Raw genomic sequence first — 24,714 nt, 5'->3', positions numbered from 1 at the left:
CAAGAGGAATAGTTATGAACAACACTCGGTATGGTGAACTTAGCCTGCATCGCCTGAAGAAGATCGAGATCGTGATGAACGCCGAAGACCATGGTCTGGTTGAGGATTTGCTCAAAGCGGCGGGTATCGGGGGCTGGACCATTATCCGCGATGTGGCGGGCATGGGGCACAGTGGTTTTCATCAGGGCAAGACAATCTTCAACGACCAGAGCGGTCTGGTCATGTTCGTCGGAGTCGCTGACGAAAAGGCGATCATTGACGTCGCGCGCGGACTTGCGCGGCTGTTTGAAAAGCGGCCAGGCGTGACGTTCCTCTCTGACGTGGAAGTCTTGAGGTCGGACTATTTTGCCGCAACGCAAACGGCCCAATAGCCGGTCGGGTTCAAAGGAACCCGCAATGACGTTGGCTTGATTTGCCAGGCTCTGCAGCGTTCGGCGTTGAGTGGGTTCGCGATTGAACCAGTGTCTGCGTGCGCCCTGAAACTAGAGCGACTGCCCGTCGTCCACGTCAATGACAGCACCGGTCGTGCAAGCTGATGCGTCGGAAGCAAAATAGAGCATCATGCCGTCAAGGGATTCAATGGGCTGCAGGCGCCGTCTCGGGAAACTGGCAATATGGGCTCGGCCGCCCTCGGTCTGGAACCAGTCGCCTGCGATCTCCGTCTGGATATAGCCTGGCTGGATCGTATTGACGTTGATGCCTTGCCGCACCCATTCGCGGGCAAGGTTGCGGCCCAGATGCGCGACGCCAGCCTTGAGCGCCGCATAGGCACTGTCGCCTCCACCCGTCATGTGCGAGGTAATCGAACCCAACAGCACAACGCGGCCCTTGCCGGTTTCACGGCTTCCTGCCGCGATAAGCCGCTTGGCACCTTCCCGAGCCGTCAGATAGGCCCCGGTAAAGTTCGTATCAGAAAGCATCCTGATGTCGTCGATCGCCACTTCGGTGGCCCGACCGGGCACGGACAGGCCCGCATTGGCAATGATCGTATCAATCAGGCCGAAGCGCGCCTCTCCCGCGTCAAAAGCGCGACTGACAGACGATTCATCCGTGACATCAAGCGCCACAGCAAGAGCGCTGTGCCCTGCGCCCTGCAATTCGCTGGCCAGCTTTTCGACCCGGTCTATGCGCCTTGCCCCGACGATGACGTTTGCCTTTCGGGACGCAAACAGCCGAGCAAAATGGGCCCCGAGGCCGGACGAGGCCCCGGTGATCAATACTGTGCGCCCTGTTACGTCCATTTCTGCAAGTCCTTCGCAATTGCTTGATTTCTCGCTGCCCTACTATGCAGCTCGTGTTGAACCCTGCCGCTATCAAAGCTGTCAGGGCAAACACTGTACTCCGCTATCGAGGGGCCATGCGGATTGCACCGTCGAGCCGGATGCATTGGCCATTGAAGTAGGAATTGCGCGCCAGTTCCATCGCGAGGCTGGCGAACTCTTCCGGTTTGCCGAGACGCTTTGGAAAGGGCACCGATGCTGCCAGGCTTTCCAGTACCTGCGGCTTGGCACCCAGCATCAGGGGTGTCGCGAAGATGCCGGGCATGATGGAGTTGACCCTTATGCCAAGATCGGAAAGATCGCGGGCCATCGGCAAGACGAGCCCGTTGACCCCTGCCTTTGCCGAGCCATAGATGACCTGACCAATCTGCCCGTCTTGAGCAGCAACGGAGGCCGTCAATGTAATGCAGCCCCGTTCGCCGTCTTCAAGCGGTTCGAGCGTGGCCATGCCTTCCGCAGCAAGCGAAGCAATCCTGTAGGATGCGACCAGAATGCCATTCACGCCATAGATATAGTCTTCAGTGGAAAGGCGCTTCAGCCGCCCGGCTTCCTTGTCATAAGCAAGGGTCTTGCCGCGACGGGAGGTCATGGCACAGTGCACCAGGATGCGTTCCTGACCGTGTGCGGCGCGTGCTTTTGCAAATCCGGCTACAACGGAGTCTTCGCTGGTAATGTCCACGTCGCAGAACAGTCCTCCGATATCTTCGGCGACAGACTGGCCGGTCGTCGCGTTCACGTCGAAGATCGCCACCTTTATTCCCGCTGCGGCCAATGCGCGCGCGGTTGCCTGTCCCAGCCCCGAGGCTCCGCCTGTCACGATTGCTGCGGTCGAAGAATCAAAAATCATTTTAAGCTCCTGCTCGATCCCGGATTCCGCTCTCGCAATTGGGTTTGGTGTTGGCAACAGGCAATTCGCTCAGGCGGCCAGGGCCATGCTGAAAACGCACGTTTGAGTTGCACCTGCAAGTTGGGCGAACAGTAAAGCCCTCTCCACTGCACCCAGAGCGGATTGGCGTTGCTTCCCAAGATCATGGTTAACAAAATAATAATGGGAAACTAACTTGATCTTGCACTCCCCGATAATTGACTCTACTTGAGCAATGCGGGCCGTGAAACCCGCCAATCAGGGTCGTTTCGTGTTTGTGTAGGTAGCGTAGTTCTTCGAGTTTGGCCCAAATGGGACAGACGTCGCGAAGGCTGTGCTCCGAATACAAAGTAAAGCAACAATTATCGTCAGTGATCCAGGGAACCCCCATCCATGAAAAAACAGTCTTTTGCCAACCGGCTTCTCCGCTCAACTGCGCTGCTTCCAGCGCCCTTGCTTGCGTTTCCCGGCGTCGCCCTTGCAGACTGCCTTCCAAACGCAGGCGGAACGATCGTTACCTGTCAGACGACTGATCCCGACGGCTATGATGGCTCGGCGGTTTCGGGGCTGACGATCAACGTCGGACCGGGCGCTTCAGTTGACGGCGGATCTCTTCAAGCTGGTGCTTTAAGCGCCGTTAACAATGAAGGTACTTTGAACGGTGCCGACATCTTTGTGGGCAGCGGCAGCCGCGTCTCGAATGCGGCCAACGCGCCCGGCGTCATCACCGGCAATATCAACTTTGCGGCGGCTGGCACCAATCAGACCAACACGCTCGAGAATTTCAGGGGCTTGGCGCCTGCGACGATTACCGGAGATATCTTTTCCGCAGGCGGCGCGTTTCTCGTCACCAATGACGGAACAATCGCCGGCAATCTTACATCCGTCGGCGTAACGACGATCAACAATACCGGCTCGATTACGGGCACGACGGTATCGGTCGGCGGCGGCAGCACGATCAACAATCTGGCCAGCGGTCCCGGTTCGATCGCTGCAGACATTGCTTTCGGTGCTGCAGGCACAAACCAGACGAATACGCTGAACAATCTCGGCGCGTCGACGATCACCGGCAACGTCTCTTCTGCAGGCGGTGCGTTCAGCCTGACCAATGCGGGATCGCTGACGGGCAACATCAGCTCTTCGGGCAACACCACGATCGGCAATACCGGATCGATCACGGGTGACATCCTGCTGGGTGCCGGCAATGATACGATTACCACGACGGGCACGATCACCGGCAACATCGATATGGGTGCCGGCACCAACACGATCGGCTTTGGATCGACGGCGGCACTGCCCACAGGCACGCTGACGGCAGACGCGGCGGGTCTCAACACGATCAACCTGTTCGGATCGGGCGCAGATACGCTCAACATCGCGGTCACCAACTTCGATGTGATGAACAAGGATGGAACCGGCAGCTGGGCCTTGAGCCAGGCGGTTTCGCTGGCTGACCGGATCAACATCAATGCCGGCACGCTCATTGCCAGCGATGCGGACTTCATTGGTGCGAACACGATCGTCAACAATGCGACGCTGAACCTGACCAATGCCGCGAGCGGCACCTATTCCGGTTCCATGTCGGGCACCGGCGTTGTCAATGTCGGCGGCGGCGGAACAGGCGTCACGACCTTCTCGGGCACGAACACCTATACCGGCGATACCACGATCACTCAGGGCACGCTTCAGCTTCTTGGCGGTGCCGCTATCGCGGATACGGGTAACGTTGTTGTGACGACCCCGGGCATCCTTGATGTCGCGGCTGCGGAAACTGTTGGTTCGATCAACGGAGACGGGTCCATTACGCTTTCGGGTGGTAACCTGACCGTTGGTTCAGGCGCATTTTCCGGTGCGATTTCCGGCGCGAATGGCCTGACAAAGATCGGCACGGGAGCGCTGGTGCTCTCGGGCACCAACACCTTCGCCGGTGCGGCAACCGTCAGCAATGGCACGCTTGAACTGCAGGGCGGAAACGCCATTGGCGACGCGACTGCGGTCATCGTCAATGCCACGGCTTCGCCAGCAACGGCAGGCAATTTGCTTGTCACGAATGCGGAAACGATTGGCAGCCTGTCCGGCAACGGCGGAACTGTTGTTCTTGCCGCTGGCCTGACCACGGGTGGTGACAATTCGAGCACCACATATGCTGGCGTCATCTCCGGCGCTGGCAGCCTCACCAAGCAGGGCACGGGCACCTTCACCCTGACCGGCGCGAACACCTACTCGGGTGGCACGGTGATCAATGCCGGCACGCTGGAAGGCAACACGACGTCGCTGCAGGGCGATATCGTAGCCAATGCAGCTGGCACTTTGCTCTTCACCCAGCCAGCGAATGGCACCTACGCAGGCGCGATCAGTGGCGCAGGCGTGGTGACCAAGGCCGGTGCAGGCACGTTGACGCTGACCGGCAACAACTCCGGTCACAGCGGCACGACAAACCTCAATGGCGGTACGGTTTCCATCGGTGCTGCGACCAACATCGGAACCGGTACGCTCGCGTTCGACGGCGGCACGCTCAACACGACCGGTGCTCTGACTCTTGCCAATGCGGTCACGCTTGGCGCGGGCGGCGGCACCGTCCTGACGGGTGCCGACACGACACTCTCCGGCGTGATTTCGGGTGCTGGTGCACTGGTCAAGACGGGTGCAGCCAACCTGACCTTGTCGGGCGCCAACACTTATACCGGTGGCACGACAGTTTCGGCCGGAACGCTGACTGGCACGACGACCTCGCTTCAGGGCAACATCGTCAACAATGCTGCGGTTGTCTTTGATGACGCCGGCGTTGGCACCTATGCCGGCAACCTGACCGGTACCGGAACGCTGACCAAGGCGAACACCGGATCGGTGACCCTGTCTGGCGTCAACACCTACAGCGGCGCAACGACCGTTGCGGGCGGCACATTGATTGCTGCCGGCACCGGAGTTGGCGATAGTTCGGCGGTGACTGTCAATGCCGGCGCACTGTTCCAGCTGACGGGTGATGAAACAGTCGGCAGCATCGCAGGTGCGGGCGACGTCGATACCGGCGCGTTCACGCTGACCGCTGGCGGCAACGGAACCTCGACATCGCACACAGGAACATTGTCGGGCACGGCTTTGACCAAGACGGGTGCTGGCAACTTCACCTTGGGCGGCACAGGCACCCTCACGGGCGGCATCGCTGCCAATGCGGGAACTGTCAGCATCGCTGGTGCCTATACCAGCCCGGTTACGGTTGCTTCGGCAGCGACGCTCAATGTTCTCACAGGCGGGGCATTGACCGGCGACGTGACTGGCGCAGCCGGATCGTTCACCGTGGTGAACGGCCTTGTTACCGGCAACGTTGGCAATGCCGGTCGTTTGTCCGGCGCGGGCACCATTGTCGGCGCAGTGACCAACTCAGGTACCGTTGCTCCAGGCAATAGCCCGGGCATCCTGACAATCGATGGCAGCTACACGCAGACCGCCACTGGCACGCTTGCGATCGAACTCACGCCGACTGCAGTTGCAGGCACAGGCTATGATCAGGTTTCTGTCATCGGCACGCCCGGTACGGCAGCGCTTGACGGTACGCTTGCTCTTGCACCTGCTGCCGGGCTCTACACCGCCGGCGCGACCTATGACATCGTGAGTGCGACGGGAGGCATCTCGGGCAACTTTGCGACGGTGACGGGGGCCACGCTCTCGCCATTCCTGTCGTTCACGGCAACGGGCATTGTAACCACCGCCACACCGGCTCAGGTCTATCGCCTGACGGTCACGCGGACTGCCTATGCGACCGGGCTTGGTGCTTTGGCTAACCCCAATCGCATCGCGGTTGCCAACGGGTTCCAGACTTTGGTGGCAGGCGCCACGGGTGACACCGCAACGCTTGTGATCAACGCTGACAACTCGACGGCTGCGCAGGCTGCGGTCCTGTTCGACCAGCTGAGCCCGGAAGCTTATGGTGCCTATGCAACGGCGCTGCAGGATCAGGGTGAGCTGTTCACACGGCAGGTCGCCTTGCACCTGATGCAGAAGAATGCCGATGATGACGGTCATGCCCGTATCTGGGCAAGCGGCTATGGTCAGTGGGGCAACGGCAAGAACCGGAGCTACCTCGTCGGATCCGATCAGGACATCACTGGTGGAACGATCGGTGTGGACTTCGGTGCCGGTGCACTGACCTATGGTCTGGCCGGTGGCTATTCCGAAGCTAAGGTCGATTTCCTCTCGGGCACATCACGTGGCAAGAGCAAGGGCTGGCAGGTCGGTGGCTATGCTGATTATTCGGCTGGTCAGGTCTCGGCCAATGTCCAGGTTGCCTATATCAACGGCAATATCGATGCGACCCGCTCGATTTCGGTCGGCGGCGTAGGGCGGACTGCTGTGGCGAGCACTGACGGACATCTGTTCCGCGCAGTCGGCACAGTGGGCTATGACCTCGGAAAGGATGGCAGCAAGATCCGTCCGTTCGTCGGGGTGGACTTCAGCAACGGTCGAGTGAACAGCTTCACCGAAACCGGAGCCAATGCTGCCAACCTCAACGTCAACAGGATCAATGCCAATCGGACTGACGTCCTCGCTGGCCTTGATGTGGCCTTCAAGACTGGCAGTATTACGCCATACGCTCGTGCAGCATATCGCTATCGTGCGAACAACAAGAATGGCAGCGTAACCGCCAATTTTGTGGGCAATGCTGGTTCGGCCTTTACGGTCTCGACTGAAGTTGCCGGCCGTTCCGAAATTGACGTGGATGCAGGCCTGAGCGCAGGCATCGGCAAGTCGGCTTCGGTCTCGGTTGGCTATCAGGGTGCATTCCGCAACGATGTCAATCGTCACGGTGTTGCAGCCCAACTGAGCTTCGGCTTCTAACGCTTTAACAAATAGTTCTTCAAAGATTGACCCGCTCGCACCAGATGGTGCGGGCGGGCCTTTTTTTGTGACGAGTAGCCGCGTCGCCCCTGCGAGAGGCAGGGGCCCCTGAGGGAGTCTGGCACCGTCGCCCCTGCGCAGGCAGGGGCCTCTGGGTGAGTCTGGCACCAAAGCGTCCAACAGGCCCCTGCCTGTCGCAGGGGCGACGGATGATTTATAGTCCCTCTTTGTTCCTATTTACTTGACAAATAGGAGATAATCTGAAACACACAATCCCGTCACTCGATCGGCGTTTCTAGGTCGCACGGGTCGAGGGGCGGGACTGCTGGAAAAGGGACTATCCCCAACCAGCACAGGTCGGCGCGAAAGCGGCGGGCGTCTGCACTCCCCAAAGTGTGCAGCCACGCGCTCTGCGTTCGTTTTGAACCGGTCCGGGCGTCTTTGAAGGGAGCAATCCCGTCCTGCAGGAGGGCTTTCGGGCCTTACCACTCTGCAGGGACGTGCCGGATGAGAAGGCGGTGTTTCGAGACCGGGCGCCGGTTACGCACTCGAGCACCTGCAACCGCACAAAGGCAAAACCCGCCGGACGCCCCCCAAGGCTTCCGCGCCGACCGTCCCGCCCCCCGCTCACCACGGGAAGCCTTCGCGTGTCTGCAATTCTTCCAGGTGAGAACCGTTACCGTGCTTAATGCCCCATTGCCGCCTGTCCCGGCCTCATTTTGGGGCGCGGAGCAAGCCAGACCAGCCAGGCAGCGACAAACAGAACGACTGCGGACACCATGAACATGCGGTTCGCTCCTATGGTAGCGGCCTGTGCGTCGACCAGTCGCTCGATCATTGTCCGTGCCTGATCCGGGCTCATCCCTGACGCCTGCATTTGCGCCATTGCTCCGTCAGCTCCATTGAGCGTTCCGGCCATGTCAGCGCGCGCTTCGCGTGTTGAACTGTCCCACATCGAGGTCGACAGGGCCGTGCCTGCCGCTCCGGCGGCTGTCCGCATGAAGCTCAGGAGCCCCGCCGCCGAGGCCACTTCGTTCATCGGCACAGCAGAAAGTGAAAACATCATCAGGCCCAGAAAGAAGAACGGCATCCCTATGCCTTGCAGCAATTGCGGCATGGCATAGTCCCAGAATGTCCCGTCGGTGTTCCATTGGACGCGCATGAATGTGATCAGTACAAGCCACAGCATGCCTGAGGTGATCAGGATGCGGGGGTCGAACCGGTCAAACGCCTTGCCCGCGATAGGGGCCATCAAGATCGCAAACACACCGACAAAGGCCATCGCATGCCCGGCTTCGCTTGCCGTGTAGCCGATCACGGACTGCAGCCACAGTGGTATGAGAACAATCATGGCAAACATCCCGCCATAGCCCAATGCCATGGCGATCAGCCCGACCCATAAGGAGCGGTAACGCAGGACCCTCAGGTCAACCACGGGGTGCGGATCTGTCAGCTCCCAGATCACGAAAATGCCAAACGCAATGAAGGAGGTGATCGCAAGCCCGGTGATCATCGTTGAGGCGAACCAGTCATGTTCGCGACCCAGATCAAGGACCAGCTGGAAACTGCCCACGAACAGCACCAGAAGAATGAGCCCCACCGTATCGATCCGTGCGCGCTCGGTGGCCGTCTCGTAGCGCCCGACAAGAGTGACGACAATGGCGATACAAAGCAGCACGACCGGCAAATTGATGTAGAAGATCCACGGCCAGCTCCAATTGTCGCTGATATAGCCACCGATAATGGGGCCGAGGATTGGTGCCGAAATTGTGGTGACGCCCCAAAGCGCATTGGCCGTGCCCATCTTCTCCTGCGGGAAAATTCGCAGCATCAATGTCTGGGTCAACGGCATGAGCGGTCCGCCGCACAGGCCCTGAAATACGCGCAGGACGACCATCAGTTCGATCGTCCGGGCAAGACCGCACAAGACAGAGAACAACGCAAAGCCCACCAGGCTGACCAACAGTGTGCGGTAAGTGCCGAACCGTGCCGCCAGCCACCCGGTCAGGGGCACAGTGATTGCCTCTGCCACAGCGTACGACGTGATCGTCCAGGTGCCCTGCGAGGGCGAAATGGCGAGGCCCCCTGCAATATGCGGCACGGAAACGTTCGTGATTGTGGTATCGAGAATGACAACGAAATTGGCCAAGGCCAGCCCGACGGCTGCCAGCCACAGCCGGGCACCCGTCAGCGGCTGGATCGGCTCCGGGTTCATTGTCCGCGTGTGTCGATCGTCGCGCTCATCGACAATCCGACGCGTAACGGGTGTTCTTTCAATTGTGCCGGGTCCAGCTGGATCCGAACGGGCAGTCGCTGGACGACCTTGACCCAGTTACCGGTCGCGTTCTGTGCAGGAATCAGCGCGAACGCGGCTCCTGTCCCGCCCGCAAAGCCCTTCACCACGCCGCGATACACCACCTTGCTGCCATAAAAGTCGCTGGTGAGTTCAACGGGCTGGCCGGGCTTGACCTCGCGCAGCTGGCTCTCCTTGAAGTTGGCATCAACGAACATCCTGTCGAGTGGCACAATGACCATGAGCTGTGCGCCTGCGTTGATCCGCTGGCCTACCTGTGCATTCCGGTTTGTGACGATGCCGCTGATCGGCGCGCGGATTATGGTGCGCTCCAGATTGAGCCGGGCAAGATCGACGCGCGCCTTCGCAGCAACGACGTCCGGCGCTGTTGCCTCCGTGAACCCGGTGGTCAGCGCAGCAGCGGACTCCAGGTCTCCAGTGGCTGACGCTTTCATTGCAGCAGCAGTGGCCACTTCTGCCTGCGCCTGCGCCAATTTTGCGCGTGCCGCCTGAAATGCAGCCAGACTTTGCGATACTTCTTCGGCTGAGACCGCTCCAGAGGACGCAAGCTTCTGGCGGCGGTCATAGGCTTCCTGCGATTTGATAAAGTCGGCGCGCGCGGAGGTGAGGCGCGCCTGTGCCTGATCGACCTCGGCCGTGCGCGCATTGACTCTCGCTGCCGAGGAGGTGTCACCGGAACGGGCCTGACGGAAACGCTGGCGGGCCTGCATCAGCATCGCCTCTGCATTGGCAAGCTCGATACTTGCATCAGCATTGTCGATCACCACGAGCACGTCGCCCTTTGCCACGTGCTGCGTATTGCCAGCGCGTACTTCCTTGACTGCCCCTGAAACCAGAGGAGTCACAATTGCGGAATCAGCGCCGACATAGGCGTTATCCGTGTGCACGCGGCCTGCCTGGGTGAAGAAATACCAGATGCCCCAAACCGCAGCGATCGTGACCAGGGCGATGACGAATATTCGGAGGAACTTCTGACGCTTCTCGCGCATGTCGGGTCCGGGACCGGTGGCCGCTGCTTCGTCTGGAGGAGTTGCCGCTTCAGTCATCTGTCTGGTTGCTCCCTGTCCGCTGCAGGAGCGGAGAATCCGCCTCCCAGAGCCCGGACCAGTGTAATGTCGAGCAGAAACCCGCGGGCGTTCAGCTCGGCCAAGGTTCGCTGGCTTGCCAAGGCATTATCCTCCGCCGTCAAGACCTGCAGCAGGTTGGCGACTCCTTCGTCGTGACGCAGGCGCATGAGACGCGCGGCTTCCTGCGCGGATTGCGCAGCAGTCTTTGCCATGGCCAGCCGCTCGGTCAGCGCACGCTTCGACTCAAGCGTATCGGCCACTTCGCGCAAAGCTGTCAGCAAGGTCTGATCATAGCGAGCGACTGCCTGATCATAGTCGGCTTCTGCCGTCCTGTAGTTGCTGCGCAGTCGCTGACCATCAAAGATTGGCAGCGTGGCTGCCGGTCCGAAGTTTGCGTACTGGGACCCCGAATTGAACAACTGACCCAGTCCGAGCGATTGCAGGCCAACGACTGCCGCCAGATTGATATCGGGATAAAAGGCCCTTCGGGCCGATTTCACGCGAAACGTGGCAGCCTCGGCGCGCAATCTGGCAGAAACGATATCGGGACGACGACCGAGGAGATTTGCTGCGAGGTTGGCGGGTGCCTCGGAAACAGCGGGCAGGTTCTGCGCTGGAATGGGGAGCAGCCGTGCCCGCTCGGGCCCTGCTCCGACCAGCGCGGCCAGCCTGTTGCGCTCCAGTGCAATCAATTCGTCGATCGCTGCCTGAGCCTGTTCTGCTCCGGCCCGCCGCGAGGTTGCCAATTCGTGATCAGCCTGATTGTCGATGCCGGCCTCGACCCGCTCATGGGTCAATTTTTCGATTCCCCGCAAGGCGTCAACCGAACGGACTGCGAGTTCGCGGCTGGCAAGAAGCTGGGCCAGATTGCCCCAGCTTAGCGCTATTCCGCTCGCCAGCAGCAGCCTTGCCTGGGCAGCATCGACGCGCGTGGCCTCGGCTTCGCCGCGGGCAGCCGCCAAGGCAGCCCGGTTTCGGCCCCACAGATCCAGATTCAGCCCGAGAGTGGCCGATAGTTTGCCGGTTTCAATGATGCCCTTTGGAATGAACTGCGCTGGAATGCCAAGGTTGTAGCTTTGCTTGTTGCCGCCCACAGTCCCATCGATGGACAGTGACGGCTGCAAGGCGCCGCCCGCCCGTTCTGTTGCAGCATCGGCCGCCCGTATCCGCGCGGCAGCCATTGCGACATCGGGCGACTTGCCCAACCCCTCTTCGATCAGCGCGTTGAGACCAGCATCGCCATAGGCTGTCCACCAATTGTCTTTCGGAAAATCAGCCGTACTGTCCGACGGTCCTTCGCCATTTCCCAGCGACGGAACGGTCATCATTGGCATTGGCTGCCGGGGCGCTGGCGGGAGGGCGCAACCCGACGCTGCGCCAATCAGCGCCAGCACGGCAAACCACTGGCCGGTTTGAATACCGTACTGCATGGTACGCTCTTGGCCCCGGCGGGCACTTCTTGTCAATCAGAATGATACTGTGTAGTACGATTTTTGTGAGAGGGAAGGATCCGGACAGGCACGAAACCCGCGTCCGCGCCATTGTGGCGACGGCGCGCAAAGCCTTCCTGCGTCATGGTTACGGACAGACCTCGATGTCCAGCATTGCGGCCGAACTCGGCGGTTCCAAGACCACATTGTGGAGCTATTTTCGCAACAAGCAGGATTTGTTCGCCGCCGTGGTCGACGACCAGGTGGAACGGTATGGCGAAGCGCTGCGGCTGGAGCTTCCGGAGGATGGCGACTTGTCAGAAACGCTGACGGCACTGGGTCAGTCGATCCTGGCGACGATCCTGCGCCCTCAGATAGTGGCTCTTCATAGAGTCGTCGTCGGCGAGGCGGGGCGCTTTCCCGAACTTGGACGCACGTTGTGGGAACGGGGAGCTCAGCGCGGCCAGCAGCGGACGGCTGCATGGCTTGCCATGCAGATGGAGAAAGGCCGTCTGCGTTCCGCCGATCCGGTCAGTGCAGCCTCACATTTTCTTGGGCTTTGCCAGTCTGGCAGTTTTTACCGGCACTTGCTCGGCGCCGCTCCGCGGCCCGACAGGACAGTGATCGACGGCGAAGTCAGCTCGGCCGTGCGCGCCTTCCTTGCAGCCTATCAGCCGGAAGGGGAGGAAATGGCCCGTCGGGCCTAGCTGCGTTCTCGCTCCTCTCGTCCGACACGCCTCGAGCACCCGGATCGTGCTTACATGTTTGAACGACGCATCTGCCGACCGGTCCAGACAAAGACACCGAAGCCCAAGACACCAGCGCTGACGCAGACTGCCATCACGGCCAGGTTGAGAGCGAAATCGCCAAACTCGGGATGCCACATGTCGCTCAGTCGCCCAATTGCCGCGGCGCTCAGTGCCTGGCCAAGAAGGTTGTTAAAAAGCAAGGCCAAGGCGACTGCGAATCCGCGCTCGGACGGCAAAACACTGTTCTGTATGGAAGAGAGGATTGGCGCCTGACTTGTCAGGAAGATGCCATAGGCCAGCGCAAAGAGACCGAGGAATGGCCAGAAGGTGGTTGCAGAAAGGCTGAACCACAAGGGCGGCAGACACAGAATTCCAGCCAGACCGGGAATCCATGCGAACCAGCGAATGTCCCGGCGCGAAAGCCATTCGCTCAAGACGCCTCCCAGAATCGGGCCGGGTATGCCGCCGAGGACAAAGGCGAGCCCAAGATAGAAGCCGACGTCGCGGGTCGACAGGCCAAAGCTGCGCAGCATGATGGGCGCCATCCAGATCGCAATTGCGTATCCAATCATGATCTGGACGGCATAGCCGGTGATGAGCCCCAGATAGACCCGGTTGGAAAGGAGAGAGCGGATCGTTGCACCAAGGGGCCGCTGCGCCGCAGATTCGGCTCCCCCGGCGGAATAACGGCCGCGTTCAGGCTCGCGAACCGTCGCAAAGAGCAAGAGTGCCAGCAGCATTCCGGGAATGCCAAGCAGGATGAAGCTCATCCTCCACCCATAGAGTGAAGCAAAGAGTCCTCCCGCCATCAGCCCGATGGCCGTACCGATCGTCGATCCGAGGGTCAGAATTCCCATCGCGCGCGGGAGTTCACCGGGTCGGAAATAATCTGCCAGTACCGATTGAGAGGATGGGCCGCTCGCCCCTTCGCCCATTCCCACGCCAATGCGTGCGAGAAACAGTGACCAAAATCCAACTGCGAGTCCGGATACCGCCGTCATCAAGCTCCAGAAGCCCAATGCTGCAGCAACGATGGATTTGCGGTTTGCCCGGTCTGCGAGCCGGGCCATAGGGAACCCTGCAATGACGTAGAACATAGTGAAGGCGAACCCCGCCAGGAGTCCCAACTGGCTGTCGGACAGCACAAATTCCCGCTTTATGTCTTGCAACAGGATCGAAAGCACCAATCGATCAGCCACGCTGAACATCAGCGTCAGTGTAAAGAGCCCGAGGACATAATAGCGATAGGCTGGATGATCCTTCACCGCGCCACCTTCGGCATTTCCGGGTGGTGCTGCGTGCCCGCGACGTGCATCCGTCTGCGTGTTGCTTTGACCGGCAATTGTCGCCCTCCCTCATTCCTGTTTTGCATTGCTTAGCCCGCCGGGGCTGACGCACATACCGTCAAAAGAGGCATGACCCTGACCACTCAATCTACGCTTGCTGTTTTCCTGTTTGACCGAACTGAATCCCGGACTGCGATCACAGGCTTTCGCTCGCAGTGTAAGAAAGATTGCGCTAGATGCGCTTGCGGTCGTTCGGGCATCGAACGGCTATCCGGGCCAAGTGGTCCAGTAAGGGTTTCAGCTTCGAGGATTAACGATCTAGAATGTCTCGTCTTTTGTTGATGGATGGCAATGTTGCCGAAAAGCGCAAGCTGGCTGCAGGTTTGGGTGTTCGGTCCTCTTCGGAAATCTACGCGATTGCCATTCGCGCGCACTTTCCCGAACTGGAACTTGATGTTGTGTACGCAGCAGACAGAGACTGGCAGATGCCCATGGGTCGGTCTTGGTCGGACTATGACGGTTTGGTCATCACGGGATCTTCGCTGCATGCCTATGACAAGGAATTTGCCGTAACCAACCAGATTGCGCTGGTTGCAGAGGCTGCCAACGCCGGCCTACCGATATTCGGCAGCTGCTGGGGACTGCAAATTGCCGTGATGGCCGCCGGCGGGGTTGTGGCCTATAATCCGAAGGGCAGGGAAGTCGGTTTCGCCCGCAAGATTGAGACGAGTGAAGCAGGCGCCGACCACCCGATCTTTCGCGGCAAGGGCAAGGTCTTTGACGCGCCCTGCATTCACTATGACGAAGTCATCGAATTGCCGTCCTCCGCAACCCTGCTGGCATCAAACAGGCACAGCCTCGTTCAGGCGGCGGTGGTTCCGCTTGGCAAATCCGAAGTCTGGGCGGTGCAATATCATCCGGAATTCGATCTCGAGCAATTGGCTCAGCTCTATACCCTCTATGCCGATGACATGGTGGCGCAGGGCTTCTTCAATTCCGGTGATGATCTGGCGCGTTACGTCGGGCAATTGAGGGAGCTCGCCGCCAACCCGGACGACACCGGACTAGCCTGGCAATTGGGTGTCGATGAGGACATCACCGACGATGGCCGTCGCCGCCTCGAAATCCGCAACTGGATCGAAGACCGCATTTTGGGTCAAGCCAGCGCCAGCTAGAATACGATCGTCTGCCCCGCGTCCTTTGGGAATTCAATCGACTGTTGCAATGATCCGGGTGAGCTTTTCGAAGATCTCGTCAATTTGCTGTGGCGAGATAATGAGAGGCGGCGACAGCGCGATGATGTCTCCGGTTACCCGGATCAAAAGGCCCTCGTCAAACGCTCGATGAAAGATTTCCATGGCGCGTTTGGTCGGCGCACCGGGGCGCGGCTCCAACTCGATTCCGCCGATCAGGCCGAAATTGCGGCAATCGATGACATGGCGCGTTCCTCTCATCGAGTGAACGCCATTGGCCCATGCCTCTTCGAGTGAACGGGCACGATCAAACAGTCCCTCGTCCTGATAGAGATCCAGTGTTGCGATGGCTGCAGCACAGGCGAGGGGGTGGCCGGAATATGTGTAGCCATGGAAAAGCTCGATGCCCTCCGGAGCGTTATTCACGATCATGTCATGAACGTCGCGCTTTACGGCAACAGCGCCCATCGGGACCGCGGCATTTGTCAGTCCCTTTGCCATCGTGATGATGTCAGGCGTTACACCGAACCGTTCTGCTCCCGTCGCTGCGCCAACCCGTCCAAAGGCGGTAATGACCTCGTCGAAAATCAGAAGTATCCCGTGTTGATCGCAAATTGCACGCAAGCGCTCGAGATAGCCGACCGGAGGCACGAGAACCCCTGTCGAGCCGGCCACAGGCTCGACAATGACAGCAGCGATCGTCTCGGCGCCGTGCAGGGCGACGATCCGTTCGAGGTCTTCGGCGAGTTCGGCTCCGTGCAAGGGCTGCCCTTTGCTGAAGGCATTGCGGGCAAGATCATGGGTATGGCGCATGTGATCGACGCCGGTCAGCAGCGTGCCGAACTGGCGCCGGTTGCCGACAATCCCGCCGACAGAAATCCCGCCAAAGCCGACACCGTGATAGCCTCTCTCCCGCCCGATCAGGCGAGTGCGACCGGCCTGGCCCCGAGCCTTCTGGTAGGCAAGCGCAATCTTCAGCGCCGTGTCGACCGACTCTGATCCGGAGTTTGTGAAGAATATCCGGTCCATCCCCTCTGGCATGATCAGCGACAATCGGGATGCGGCTTCGAACGCGATCGGGTGAGCCAACTGGAACGTGGGGGCAAAATCGAGCTTTGCCGCCGCATGTTGGATAGCCTCGACAATCTTGGCGCGCCCATGGCCTGCGTTGACACACCACAATCCACCAGTCGCATCGAGAACCCTGTGTCCGGCCGTCGACACATAATGCATGTCACTGGCGGATGCGAACATGCGCGGCGATGCCTTGAAGCCGCGGTTGTTTGTGAAGGGCATCCAGAAGGCAGACAGATCATTGGGTTCGGTCATCGGGTCACCTGAATTCGATGTGAAGTTCCCGCCCTTAGTCCAACTCGGCAGAGCCTGCCAGCCTGCCCCCGTTGCTGCTCAGGCACAAAAAGGCTAGGCTCGACTGGCACCGACCAATTTCAAACAGGGAGGCGGTGCACAGAACAACGCCTAAAAGGGGACCAAATATGAAAACCCGCATCCTGATCGCGGCTGCAGCCTTGATCGTCATGCCTCAAATCGCGTTTGCTCAGGACGCCAAAGAAGAGCCTTCGGGAGCCTTTGAAATCGATGCGGAAGTTGGTGCATTTACCGATTATCGCTTCCGCGGACTTTCGCTTTCAGGCAAAGACCCTGAAGTAACGGCGGAACTGACCGTTACGCACGAATCCGGCCTTTATGTGACTGCATGGGCAAGCAATGTGGATCTGGGCAGTGGCTCGGATGATGTTGAACTCGACCTGTCGCTGGGCTTTTCGAAGGATGTTGGCAAGGTCTCGCTCGATGGCGGTGTGCTTGCCTATCTTTATCCCGGCAACAGCAGCTTCAACTACCTTGAACTCTACGGATCGATCGGCGTTCCGGTCGGACCGGCGACGGTAACACTTGGCGCCGCTTACGCGCCGAGCCAGAACAACATCGGCAGCACCGACAATACCTATGTCTATATTTCCGGTGAATTGCCGCTCAAGGATTCGCCGATCTCGCTGCATGGCACATTCGGCTATGAAGACGGCGCCTTTGGCGACAAGAAGCGCGATTGGCTGCTCGGGGCAAGCTATGACCTTGGCAAGGGCTTTACGGCCACACTCGACTATGTCGACACGGCGAGAGCCTTCTCGACAGCGGGCAAGGCCACGGCCGTATTTTCGATTACAAAATCATTCTGAAAGGGGGGCACGGCGGCTTTGCCGCCGTGCCCATGTGTGACACAGTGACCACCAGTCTTGCGAAGTGGATCAGCGAGCGCGGCATAACCGAAGTCGAGTGCATTATTCCGGACATCAACGGAATCCAGAGGGGCAAGGTCCTTCCGGCAAACAAGTTTCTGAAATCCGTCGAGGAACGCACGCTGCGCATCCCGGCGAGCGTTTTCAGCGTGACAGTCACCGGTGAATATCCGGAAAATATCGACAGCATCATTCCCGATGTCGATCCGGATCTGGTGCTCGTCCCGGATCCTTCGACTATTCGGGTAGCCCCCGGCTTTGCTTCACCCACCGCCTATGTCATTGCAGATGCCTATAGCCGGGATGGAAAGGCGCTCTCGGTTGCGCCGCGCATGATCCTGAAGAAGGTTCTCGCGCTCTATGCCAAGCGTGGATGGCAGCCGGTCGTGGCGCCGGAGGTCGAGTTTTATCTTGTTTCCAAGAACACAGATGCAGATTTCCCGCTCGTCCCGCCCACCGGGCGCTCAGGCCGTGCCGAAACGGCCAGCCAACCATTCGGGCTTGAGGCACTGGGCGAATTTGAAGACATCATCGAGCATATCTATGACTTCTGCGAGAAAGCGGAACTCAACATCGATACGATGATCCACGAGTCCGGCGCGGCCCAGCTTGAAGTCAATTTCGTGCATGGCGATGCGCTTGCGCTGGCTGACCAGGTGCTGCTCTTCAAGCGCATTGTCAGGCAGGTGGCGCTGGAGCATGGAGTCTATGCGACATTCCTCGCCAAGCCCATGTCCGACCAACCGGGCAGTGCCATGCACATTCACCAATCGATCCTGGAAGAGTCCAGCGGGCGCAATATCTTCTCGACGCCCAACGGCCGGGATTCATCCTTGTTCCGAAGCTATATCGCGGGGCTCGCCCGATTGCTGCCGCAAGTGACGCCCTTGTTTGCGCCCAACGTGAACAGCTTCCGTCGGATGAGACCCGACACGTCTGCCCCGATCAACGTGCAATGGGGGGCAGACAACCGTTCATGCGGATTGCGCATCCCCGTGTCGGAATCGAAGGATCGGCGCATCGAGAACCGACTGCCCGGCGCCGACGCAAACCCCTATCTTGCCATCGCATCGTCGCTGGTCTGCGGCTATATCGGCATGGTCGAACGGATGCAGCCACCAAAGAGCATCACCGGCAATGCCTATAATCGCGCCCGAACTCTTCCGCGCACTCTGGAAGCAGCGCTCGACCGTTTCAGCCACGCCAAACAGGTTCGCGCGCATTTGGGAGAGGATTTCTTTGATCTGTTTTACGCTATCAAGGAAGCGGAGCTGTTCGCCTATCAGTCGGTGATCAGTTCCTGGGAACGCGAACACCTGCTGCTGAGGGTCTGATGTCGGCGGGTCATGCGCCGTCCTACTATGCCGCGACGGCCAATGCGTGGGAATCGAGCCCTGCAGTGACTGAGGCCACTCATGTTGACGTTGCCGTGATTGGCGGGGGTTTTACCGGCTTGTCCGCGGCCCTGACCTGCGCGGAAAAGGGCTTCAAGGTGGCCCTGTGCGAGGCCGATAAGGTTGGTTCCGGAGCGTCAGGCCGCAATGGCGGACAGTTGATCCCCGGGCTGCGTTGGTCGATGCGCGAGATCGAAACGGAATTCGGGCACGATCGGGCCAAGGCGATCTTCGACCTTGCTTATGGCGCAGTCGGCAGAGTTCATGACCGCATCCAGAAGCACCGCATCGCATGCGATTTGAAGTCCGGCCATCTCGAAGCCGCATACAAAGCTGCCCATTTTGAGAACATGAAGCGCGATGCGGAGTTTCTTGCTCGCGAGTACGGCTGGGCAGCGGATATTGTGCAGCCGCAGGACATGGGCCGACACATCAATGGCGGTGGCTACCACGGTGGGATTTACGACGCGCGCGGCGGACATTTTCACCCGCTCAACTATGCATTGGGATTGGCTCAGGCCGCGCGCGAAGCCGGCGTTGTCATCCATGAAAATAGCCGGGCGGGGCTCGCGAGTGTAAAGGCACAAACCATAATCCTGGCCACGGATACATGGATGGGCGAATTGGCGCCCGAGCTCGGGCGCTACACTGTGCCGATCATGAACTACAACATTGCCACTGCGCCCTTGCCCCAGGCCGACGCATTGCTGCCGAGCGATGCGGCTGTCGCCGACAGTCGCTTCGTTCTAAACTATTTCCGGCTTTCGGCCGACAAGCGCCTGCTTTTTGGCGGGGGCGAAAAATATGTGCAGCGCCCGCCTGCAGACATTGGAACCTTTGTGCGCAAGCACATTGTGAAGGTCTTCCCCTCGCTCGCCGACACGGCCATCGACTATGCCTGGGGCGGTGCTGTCGGCGTGACGATGAACCGCCTGCCGCATCTTGGGCGCAGGCAAGCAGGCAACGGCCAGACCATCTTCTTTGCGCATGGTTTTTCCGGTCACGGTGCGCTGGTGACGACACTGGCGGGCGAACTGCTGGCAGAAGCCGTTGCGGGAACGATGGAGCGGTTCGATGTCTTTGCATCGCTTCCGCAGCGTCCATTTCCCGGCGGTAAATGGCTGGCGCGACCGCTCGCGACTTTGGGCCTGCTTTGGTATGCTTTAAGGGACCGGCTATGATTACCGGATCCGCTATTGAGACAATGATTGCCGCAGAAGCTGAGCGCTTCGCGAAGGCCAAGCCTGTTTCGGCAGATCGGGCCAAGCGGGCTGCGGCGCATTGGTATCGGGGTGTGCCATTTCACTGGATGCTCGACTGGGGCACGCCTTTCCCCCTGTTTGTGAAGGAGGCGAAAGGCGCACACTTGTGGGATGTGGATGGTCAGGCTTTTGATGATTTTTGCCTTGGCGATACGGGCGCAATGTTTGGCCATTCGCCGCCACCGATTGCGGAGGCGATCGCACATCAGGCATCGCGCGGGCTGACGGCAATGTTGCCGGGAGAAGATGTGGTTGCCGTCGGGGACGCTCTTGCTTCGACGTTCGGACTTCCCTGGTGGCAGGTGACATCAAGTGCAAGCGAGGCCAATCGTGCCGTTATCCGCTGGTGCCGCGGCATCACGGGGCGCGACAAGATCTTGGTTTTCAACGGCTGCTATCATGGCGCCGTCGATGACGTGTTCGTTGACCTGCGCGACGGTGTGGCAGAACTTCGGCGCAGTCTTGTGGGGCAGGTCTATGATGTGCGGGACCATACACGCGTCATCGAGTTCAACGACCGGGACGCGCTCGAGGCGGCACTGGCGCCCGGCGACGTGGCTGCCGTCCTGACCGAGCCTGCACTGACCAATGTCGGAATGGTGCTTCCGGAGCCCGGCTTTCTTGACGCGATGCGCGAATTGACCCGCCGCTTTGGAACGCTGCTCGTGTTCGACGAAACACACACGATTTCGACAGGTCATGGCGGTTACAGCAGGACTTTCGGTCCATCACCTGACATGTTTGTACTGGGTAAACCTGTCGCTGGCGGAGTCCCTGCCGCTGTCTATGGCTTCACGAATGAAGTGGCCGAACGGATGGAGCGTGTGCGCGCCAGCGGAGAGGGCGGACATTCCGGGATCGGTACGACACTCTCTGCAAATCCTCTAGCCATGGCGGCCATGCGTGCGGCGTTGGAGCATGTAATGACGCCAAAGGCCTATGACCATATGCTGCCGCTTGCGGCGCAGCTTGAGGAGCAAATACGTGGCGTCATTCGGGCGCGCGGATTGGGCTGGCACGTTACAAGGGTCGGCGCGCGCGGGGAGTTCATTTGCGAAGACTCGGCTCCTAGGAATGGCAGCGAAGCCCGTATGGCGATGCATGGTCCGCTCGAACGCGCCATTCACCTGTTTCTGATCAATCGGGGTATCCTGATTGCCCCATTTCACAATATGACGCTTGTGTGCCCGGCGACATCGCAAGGCCAGGTGGATCGCCTGGCGAATGCGCTCGATGACTGTTTGCAAACTTTGACTGGATGAAAATAATGACCAACATACCCGCCAGTTCTTCGGCGATTGCCGACCTTGCCGAGGCTCAGGCCTTTTTCAAGGCGCATCCCGAGATCGATGCCATCGACCTTATCTTCACGAACATGTGTGGAGTGCCCCGCGGAAAGCGGCTGCGCGCGCATGAAGTCCTGGCGGTCTATGAGAATGGTCGCTTCCTGCCGGGGTCCGTGCTTGTCGTCGACATTACCGGTCGAGACACCGAAGAAACGGGCCTTGTCTGGGAGGATGGCGATGCCGACCGGATCGTGCGCCCCGCGGCCGGAACCCTGGTGCCGGCACCCTGGCTGGGAAGCAACGCGGCGCAATTTCTGACAAGCTTTTATGAGCTTGATGGCACACCGAACGATCTCGATCCGCGGCATATCCTTGCGAATGTTATTGATCGTCTTGGCGCTGACGGATTGACGCCCGTTGCGGCTGTGGAGCTTGAATTCTATTTGCTCGATACCTCAGGACCACGGCCAGATGCTGCGCGCGGACCGGTGACGGGCCATCGCAGTCGCGACATACAAGTTTATGGTTTGCGTGAGATGGAGGATTTCAAGCCGTTCTTCGACGATCTCTATGCTGCGTGCGATACGCAAGGGCTTCCTCTGGAATCCGGCATTTCGGAATATGCGGCAGGTCAGTTCGAATTCACTCTGCGTCACATGGCGGATGCTTTGCGCGCTGCTGATGACGCTGTGATGTACAAAAGACTGGTCAAGGGCATTGCCGTAAAACACGGAATGGAAGCGACATTCATGGCCAAGCCGTTCGCCGACAGGGCCGGCTCGGGCATGCATCTTCATGTCTCGATGGCTGACGAAAACGGCGCAAATGCCTTCGCCAGTGCGTCGCCTGAAGGCACGCCGCTTTTGCGTCATGCGATTGGCGGCATGAAAGCGGCCCTGGCGGATTCGATGGCTATCTTCGCACCGAATGCAAATTCCTATCGGCGTTTCCGGGCGAACAGCTATGCACCGGTTGCGTCAACCTGGGGCGTCAACAACCGGACCGTCAGCCTGCGCGTCCCGGCTGGTGCGCCGGCCACGCGACATGTCGAGCACCGGGTAGCTGGCGCGGATGCAAATCCTTACCTTGCGCTCGCTGCCGTGCTTGGTGCGATGCATCACGGCATGTCCAACCAGATTGATCCCGGCCCGCCGGTTGTCGGGAACGGCTATGAGGCTGCCGATGCGGACACGCGTCTGCCCAATCACTGGGCGACGGCAATCGACGTCTTGCAGAACTCCACCTTGATGCGTGAGATTTTGGGAGACCGGTTCGTGACGCATTATTGCACAGTGAAGGGTGTCGAAATGGCCAATTTCATGGGTGAAGTCACGGCGCTCGATTATGATTGGTATTTGCGAAACGCCTGAGAGCCATTTCATTGTGATTCTGCGCCTTGCAAGGCGAGAAAAGTCAGTTAGCATCGCATTAAGGGCAAAGTAACCAGAGAAGGGTTGGAAGAATGGTCGAAATCAAGACGGTCCTGACGCGCGGTATGGGGCGCCGTTCGCTTTTGCAGGGACTTGGGGTCTCGGCCATCGGGATCAGCATCACTGGCCTTGTTGGGTGCAGCAAGGAAAGTAACGAGGCCAAGATCGCGTCTACAGGAGAGGATCCGACTCTCAATTTTTACAATTGGGACACCTATATCGGCGAAACCACGCTCAATGATTTCAAGAGCGCAAGCGGCATTGCCGTCAACATGTCCCTGTTTGCCAGCAATGATGAACTGTTTGCCAAGCTGCGCGGTGGCAACCAGGGATATGACGTGATCGTGCCGTCAAATGACTTCGTTGAACGCATGGTTTCTGCTGACATGCTGCTGCCGCTCGATCATGCGCAGATTCCCAATTTCAAGAATGTTGCGCCGGAATTTCAGGATGTGCCGTTTGACCCGAAGCGTGCTCATTCCATGCCGTATACATGGCTCCTGCTCGGGATCGGTTATCGCAAATCGAAGGTCAATCCGGTGCCTGACAGCTGGAAGGTTTTGTTCGATTCAGATCAATATAAGGGTCGTATTGCCGTCCTGTCCGAGGCGGGGGACATGTTCCGGCTTTATGGAAAATACCTCGGCAAGTCGGTCAATTCACTGACACCAGAGGATATCAAGACCATTGAAGCCATGATGATCAAGCAAAAACCGAACATCAAGGCGTTCCACGAAGACAATGGCCAGGATTTGCTCGCCAAGGGTGAGGTGGATCTGGTTCTCGAATATAATGGAGACATTGCTCAGGTCATGGCCGAAGATGATGATCTGGACTTCTTCTTCCCGAAAGAGGGCAGCCAGCTCAATGCAGACAATCTCTGCATTCCAAAGGGTGCGCCGCATCCCAAGAATGCCCATGCCTTCATCAACTATCTGCTCGACGCCGAAGCTGGCAAGAAGATCACGGAGACGATCCTATACCCCACGCCAAATGCGGCGGCGAAGGCGTTGATGCCGGATACATACAAGAACAATCCGGTTATTTTTCCGACTTCAGAGTTTCTTGCAAAGTGTGAATATGCGAAGTTCAATCCTGAGCTCCAGCCACTTTATGAGGAGGCATTTACCCGCGTGCGAGCAGCCTGATTTATGGCGGCATCTCTGCAAGATTGGCGAACGCAGAAGCGGCCGTTTGCCGCAATCGCGAGCCTGCCCGTTTTCTGGCTTGTCGTTTTCTTCATCGTGCCGATGGCTGTCGTGTGGCTCTATAGTTTCGGCCAAAATACCGGGCCGGCTGACATTGTCATTTCGGGTACTCTTGAGAACTACAAACGCGCGACTGAATGGCTCTATGTCTCGATTTTTCTCAAAAGCCTCGCCGTCTCTGCGCTGGTTACTCTTATCTGCCTGATCGTCGGATTTCCCGTCGCCATGGCAATCACATTTGCTCCGACCAAGTGGCGGCCCTGGCTGCTCTTGGGGATCATGCTGCCCTTCTGGACCAATCTGTTGATCAGGACATATGCATTGATGACGCTGATGGGCAACAATGGCTATGCCAACCGGGCTCTCGGTTCATTGTGGGGTGGCGCAAGCTGGCTGAGGACTCTGGTCGGGATGCAGCCGCTTGATGCCTGGACGCCAGCGCAGCTCCTCTACAATAATTTCGCCGTTGTTTTGGGGCTGGTCTATGTCCACCTGCCGTTCATGGTTTTGCCGCTGTATGCGGCACTCGATCGGCTGGACAAGAGTCTGATCGAAGCCAGCCTCGACCTTGGCGCAAGCCAGTTCAGCACGCTCAATCGAATCATCATGCCGCTTGCCGGACCCGGCATTGCTGCCGGGGTCATGATCACACTGGTACCGGCGCTTGGAGCCTATCTCACGCCGGACCTGATGGGTGGAACGGACAGCCAGATGATCGCCAATGTGATTGAGCGCCAGTTCAAACGCGCCAATGATTGGCCATTTGGTGCGGCGCTTTCTTTTCTGCTGATCTATGCCATGTTCATCATCGTGGCCATTCAATCGCTGCGACGCAGCGAAGCCAAGCGGGGATAGT

At 59.1% G+C, this 24,714-nt stretch carries 18 protein-coding genes; 11 read left to right on the top strand and 7 right to left on the bottom strand.

Features of this window, described 5'->3' with window-relative positions:
• Window positions 1-14 precede the first annotated feature (14 nt).
• A complete protein-coding gene (locus tag K0O24_RS16080; protein WP_219893699.1) occupies window positions 15-371 on the top strand; it encodes a P-II family nitrogen regulator in 357 nt (118 codons plus the stop codon).
• Between the two features lie 111 nt (window positions 372-482).
• On the opposite strand, the gene K0O24_RS16075 is transcribed toward K0O24_RS16080, so the two are convergent.
• Both K0O24_RS16075 and K0O24_RS16070 read right to left on the bottom strand, forming a co-directional pair.
• Window positions 483-1,241 (bottom strand): SDR family NAD(P)-dependent oxidoreductase, encoded by a 759-nt coding sequence (locus K0O24_RS16075; protein WP_219893698.1) that lies wholly within the window; start codon window positions 1,239-1,241, stop codon window positions 483-485.
• 103 nt (window positions 1,242-1,344) lie between these two features.
• The gene (locus K0O24_RS16070) at window positions 1,345-2,127 is read right to left on the bottom strand and encodes an SDR family oxidoreductase (protein ID WP_219893697.1); all 783 of its coding nucleotides are present in this window, start codon (window positions 2,125-2,127) and stop codon (window positions 1,345-1,347) included.
• 411 nt (window positions 2,128-2,538) lie between these two features.
• Between K0O24_RS16070 and K0O24_RS16065 the strand changes: the two genes are divergently transcribed.
• Complete coding sequence (locus K0O24_RS16065) at window positions 2,539-6,981, top strand: beta strand repeat-containing protein (protein ID WP_219893696.1); 4,443 nt, start codon at window positions 2,539-2,541, stop codon at window positions 6,979-6,981.
• Window positions 6,982-7,666: 685 nt separating this feature from the next.
• Here K0O24_RS16065 and K0O24_RS16060 read toward each other — a convergent pair.
• The 3 genes from K0O24_RS16060 to K0O24_RS16050 are packed head-to-tail and all read right to left on the bottom strand — an operon-like array spanning window position 7,667 to window position 11,792.
• Window positions 7,667-9,196 carry a DHA2 family efflux MFS transporter permease subunit gene (locus K0O24_RS16060; RefSeq protein WP_219893695.1) on the bottom strand — a complete coding sequence of 510 codons (1,530 nt, stop codon included), beginning with the start codon at window positions 9,194-9,196 and terminating at the stop codon, window positions 7,667-7,669.
• The gene (locus K0O24_RS16055) at window positions 9,193-10,341 is read right to left on the bottom strand and encodes an HlyD family secretion protein (protein ID WP_219893694.1); all 1,149 of its coding nucleotides are present in this window, start codon (window positions 10,339-10,341) and stop codon (window positions 9,193-9,195) included. The genes K0O24_RS16060 and K0O24_RS16055 overlap by 4 nt, the downstream gene beginning before the upstream one ends.
• Window positions 10,338-11,792 carry an efflux transporter outer membrane subunit gene (locus K0O24_RS16050; RefSeq protein ID WP_219893693.1) on the bottom strand — a complete coding sequence of 485 codons (1,455 nt, stop codon included), beginning with the start codon at window positions 11,790-11,792 and terminating at the stop codon, window positions 10,338-10,340. The genes K0O24_RS16055 and K0O24_RS16050 overlap by 4 nt, the downstream gene beginning before the upstream one ends.
• 65 nt (window positions 11,793-11,857) lie before the next feature.
• Here K0O24_RS16050 and K0O24_RS16045 point away from each other — a divergent pair, with 65 nt between their 5' ends.
• Window positions 11,858-12,499 carry a TetR/AcrR family transcriptional regulator gene (locus K0O24_RS16045; protein WP_219893692.1) on the top strand — a complete coding sequence of 214 codons (642 nt, stop codon included), beginning with the start codon at window positions 11,858-11,860 and terminating at the stop codon, window positions 12,497-12,499.
• Between the two features lie 50 nt (window positions 12,500-12,549).
• Here the strand turns inward: K0O24_RS16045 and K0O24_RS16040 are convergent, their stop codons facing one another.
• Window positions 12,550-13,806: a spinster family MFS transporter gene (locus K0O24_RS16040; RefSeq protein WP_219893691.1), complete on the bottom strand. Its 1,257-nt coding sequence runs from the start codon at window positions 13,804-13,806 to the stop codon at window positions 12,550-12,552.
• 344 nt (window positions 13,807-14,150) lie between these two features.
• Here K0O24_RS16040 and K0O24_RS16035 point away from each other — a divergent pair, with 344 nt between their 5' ends.
• On the top strand, window positions 14,151-15,002 hold the full coding sequence (locus K0O24_RS16035; RefSeq protein ID WP_219893690.1) for a type 1 glutamine amidotransferase: 852 nt from the start codon (window positions 14,151-14,153) through the stop codon (window positions 15,000-15,002).
• Window positions 15,003-15,035: 33 nt separating this feature from the next.
• Here the strand turns inward: K0O24_RS16035 and aptA are convergent, their stop codons facing one another.
• Window positions 15,036-16,349, bottom strand: coding sequence for an omega-aminotransferase AptA (gene aptA / locus K0O24_RS16030; protein WP_246611056.1), 1,314 nt, complete (start codon window positions 16,347-16,349; stop codon window positions 15,036-15,038).
• A 167-nt stretch (window positions 16,350-16,516) separates the two neighbouring features.
• Between aptA and K0O24_RS16025 the strand changes: the two genes are divergently transcribed.
• The 7 genes from K0O24_RS16025 to K0O24_RS15995 all read left to right on the top strand — a co-directional run bounded on the left by K0O24_RS16025 (window position 16,517) and on the right by K0O24_RS15995 (window position 24,713).
• Window positions 16,517-17,218, top strand: a complete 702-nt coding sequence (locus K0O24_RS16025) for a TorF family putative porin (protein WP_219893689.1) — start codon at window positions 16,517-16,519, stop codon at window positions 17,216-17,218.
• A gap of 44 nt (window positions 17,219-17,262) precedes the next feature.
• On the top strand, window positions 17,263-18,612 hold the full coding sequence (locus tag K0O24_RS16020; protein ID WP_219893688.1) for a glutamine synthetase family protein: 1,350 nt from the start codon (window positions 17,263-17,265) through the stop codon (window positions 18,610-18,612).
• Window positions 18,612-19,853 carry an NAD(P)/FAD-dependent oxidoreductase gene (locus tag K0O24_RS16015; RefSeq protein ID WP_219893687.1) on the top strand — a complete coding sequence of 414 codons (1,242 nt, stop codon included), beginning with the start codon at window positions 18,612-18,614 and terminating at the stop codon, window positions 19,851-19,853. The genes K0O24_RS16020 and K0O24_RS16015 overlap by 1 nt, the downstream gene beginning before the upstream one ends.
• Complete coding sequence (locus tag K0O24_RS16010; protein ID WP_219893686.1) at window positions 19,850-21,196, top strand: aspartate aminotransferase family protein; 1,347 nt, start codon at window positions 19,850-19,852, stop codon at window positions 21,194-21,196. The genes K0O24_RS16015 and K0O24_RS16010 overlap by 4 nt, the downstream gene beginning before the upstream one ends.
• 5 nt (window positions 21,197-21,201) lie before the next feature.
• Entirely contained in the window at window positions 21,202-22,590 is a 1,389-nt protein-coding gene (locus tag K0O24_RS16005) for a glutamine synthetase family protein (RefSeq protein WP_219893685.1), read from the top strand.
• Between the two features lie 92 nt (window positions 22,591-22,682).
• Entirely contained in the window at window positions 22,683-23,798 is a 1,116-nt protein-coding gene (locus K0O24_RS16000; protein WP_219893684.1) for an ABC transporter substrate-binding protein, read from the top strand.
• A 3-nt stretch (window positions 23,799-23,801) separates the two neighbouring features.
• A complete protein-coding gene (locus K0O24_RS15995) occupies window positions 23,802-24,713 on the top strand; it encodes an ABC transporter permease (RefSeq protein WP_219893683.1) in 912 nt (303 codons plus the stop codon).
• Window position 24,714: the final 1 nt, after the last annotated feature.

Source organism: Aquisediminimonas profunda, from assembly GCF_019443285.1.
In the GTDB taxonomy this organism is placed as follows: domain Bacteria; phylum Pseudomonadota; class Alphaproteobacteria; order Sphingomonadales; family Sphingomonadaceae; genus Aquisediminimonas; species Aquisediminimonas profunda.
Note: the sequence above shows the minus strand (reverse complement) of the source record. Positions and strands in the feature narration are given on the sequence as shown.

What these genes read in the sequence shown, in the direction of transcription:
- K0O24_RS15995 (WP_219893683.1), top strand. Translation starts at nt 23,802, where the DNA reads ATGGCGGCATCTCTGCAAGATTGGCGAACGCAGAAGCGGCCGTTTGCC.
- K0O24_RS16015 (WP_219893687.1), top strand. Translation starts at nt 18,612, where the DNA reads ATGTCGGCGGGTCATGCGCCGTCCTACTATGCCGCGACGGCCAATGCG.
- K0O24_RS16000 (WP_219893684.1), top strand. Translation starts at nt 22,683, where the DNA reads ATGGTCGAAATCAAGACGGTCCTGACGCGCGGTATGGGGCGCCGTTCG.
- K0O24_RS16035 (WP_219893690.1), top strand. Translation starts at nt 14,151, where the DNA reads ATGTCTCGTCTTTTGTTGATGGATGGCAATGTTGCCGAAAAGCGCAAG.
- K0O24_RS16065 (WP_219893696.1), top strand. Translation starts at nt 2,539, where the DNA reads ATGAAAAAACAGTCTTTTGCCAACCGGCTTCTCCGCTCAACTGCGCTG.
- K0O24_RS16055 (WP_219893694.1), bottom strand. Translation starts at nt 10,341, where the DNA reads ATGACTGAAGCGGCAACTCCTCCAGACGAAGCAGCGGCCACCGGTCCC.
- K0O24_RS16025 (WP_219893689.1), top strand. Translation starts at nt 16,517, where the DNA reads ATGAAAACCCGCATCCTGATCGCGGCTGCAGCCTTGATCGTCATGCCT.
- K0O24_RS16050 (WP_219893693.1), bottom strand. Translation starts at nt 11,792, where the DNA reads ATGCAGTACGGTATTCAAACCGGCCAGTGGTTTGCCGTGCTGGCGCTG.
- K0O24_RS16070 (WP_219893697.1), bottom strand. Translation starts at nt 2,127, where the DNA reads ATGATTTTTGATTCTTCGACCGCAGCAATCGTGACAGGCGGAGCCTCG.
- K0O24_RS16080 (WP_219893699.1), top strand. Translation starts at nt 15, where the DNA reads ATGAACAACACTCGGTATGGTGAACTTAGCCTGCATCGCCTGAAGAAG.
- K0O24_RS16060 (WP_219893695.1), bottom strand. Translation starts at nt 9,196, where the DNA reads ATGAACCCGGAGCCGATCCAGCCGCTGACGGGTGCCCGGCTGTGGCTG.
- K0O24_RS16005 (WP_219893685.1), top strand. Translation starts at nt 21,202, where the DNA reads ATGACCAACATACCCGCCAGTTCTTCGGCGATTGCCGACCTTGCCGAG.
- K0O24_RS16075 (WP_219893698.1), bottom strand. Translation starts at nt 1,241, where the DNA reads ATGGACGTAACAGGGCGCACAGTATTGATCACCGGGGCCTCGTCCGGC.
- aptA (WP_246611056.1), bottom strand. Translation starts at nt 16,349, where the DNA reads ATGACCGAACCCAATGATCTGTCTGCCTTCTGGATGCCCTTCACAAAC.
- K0O24_RS16010 (WP_219893686.1), top strand. Translation starts at nt 19,850, where the DNA reads ATGATTACCGGATCCGCTATTGAGACAATGATTGCCGCAGAAGCTGAG.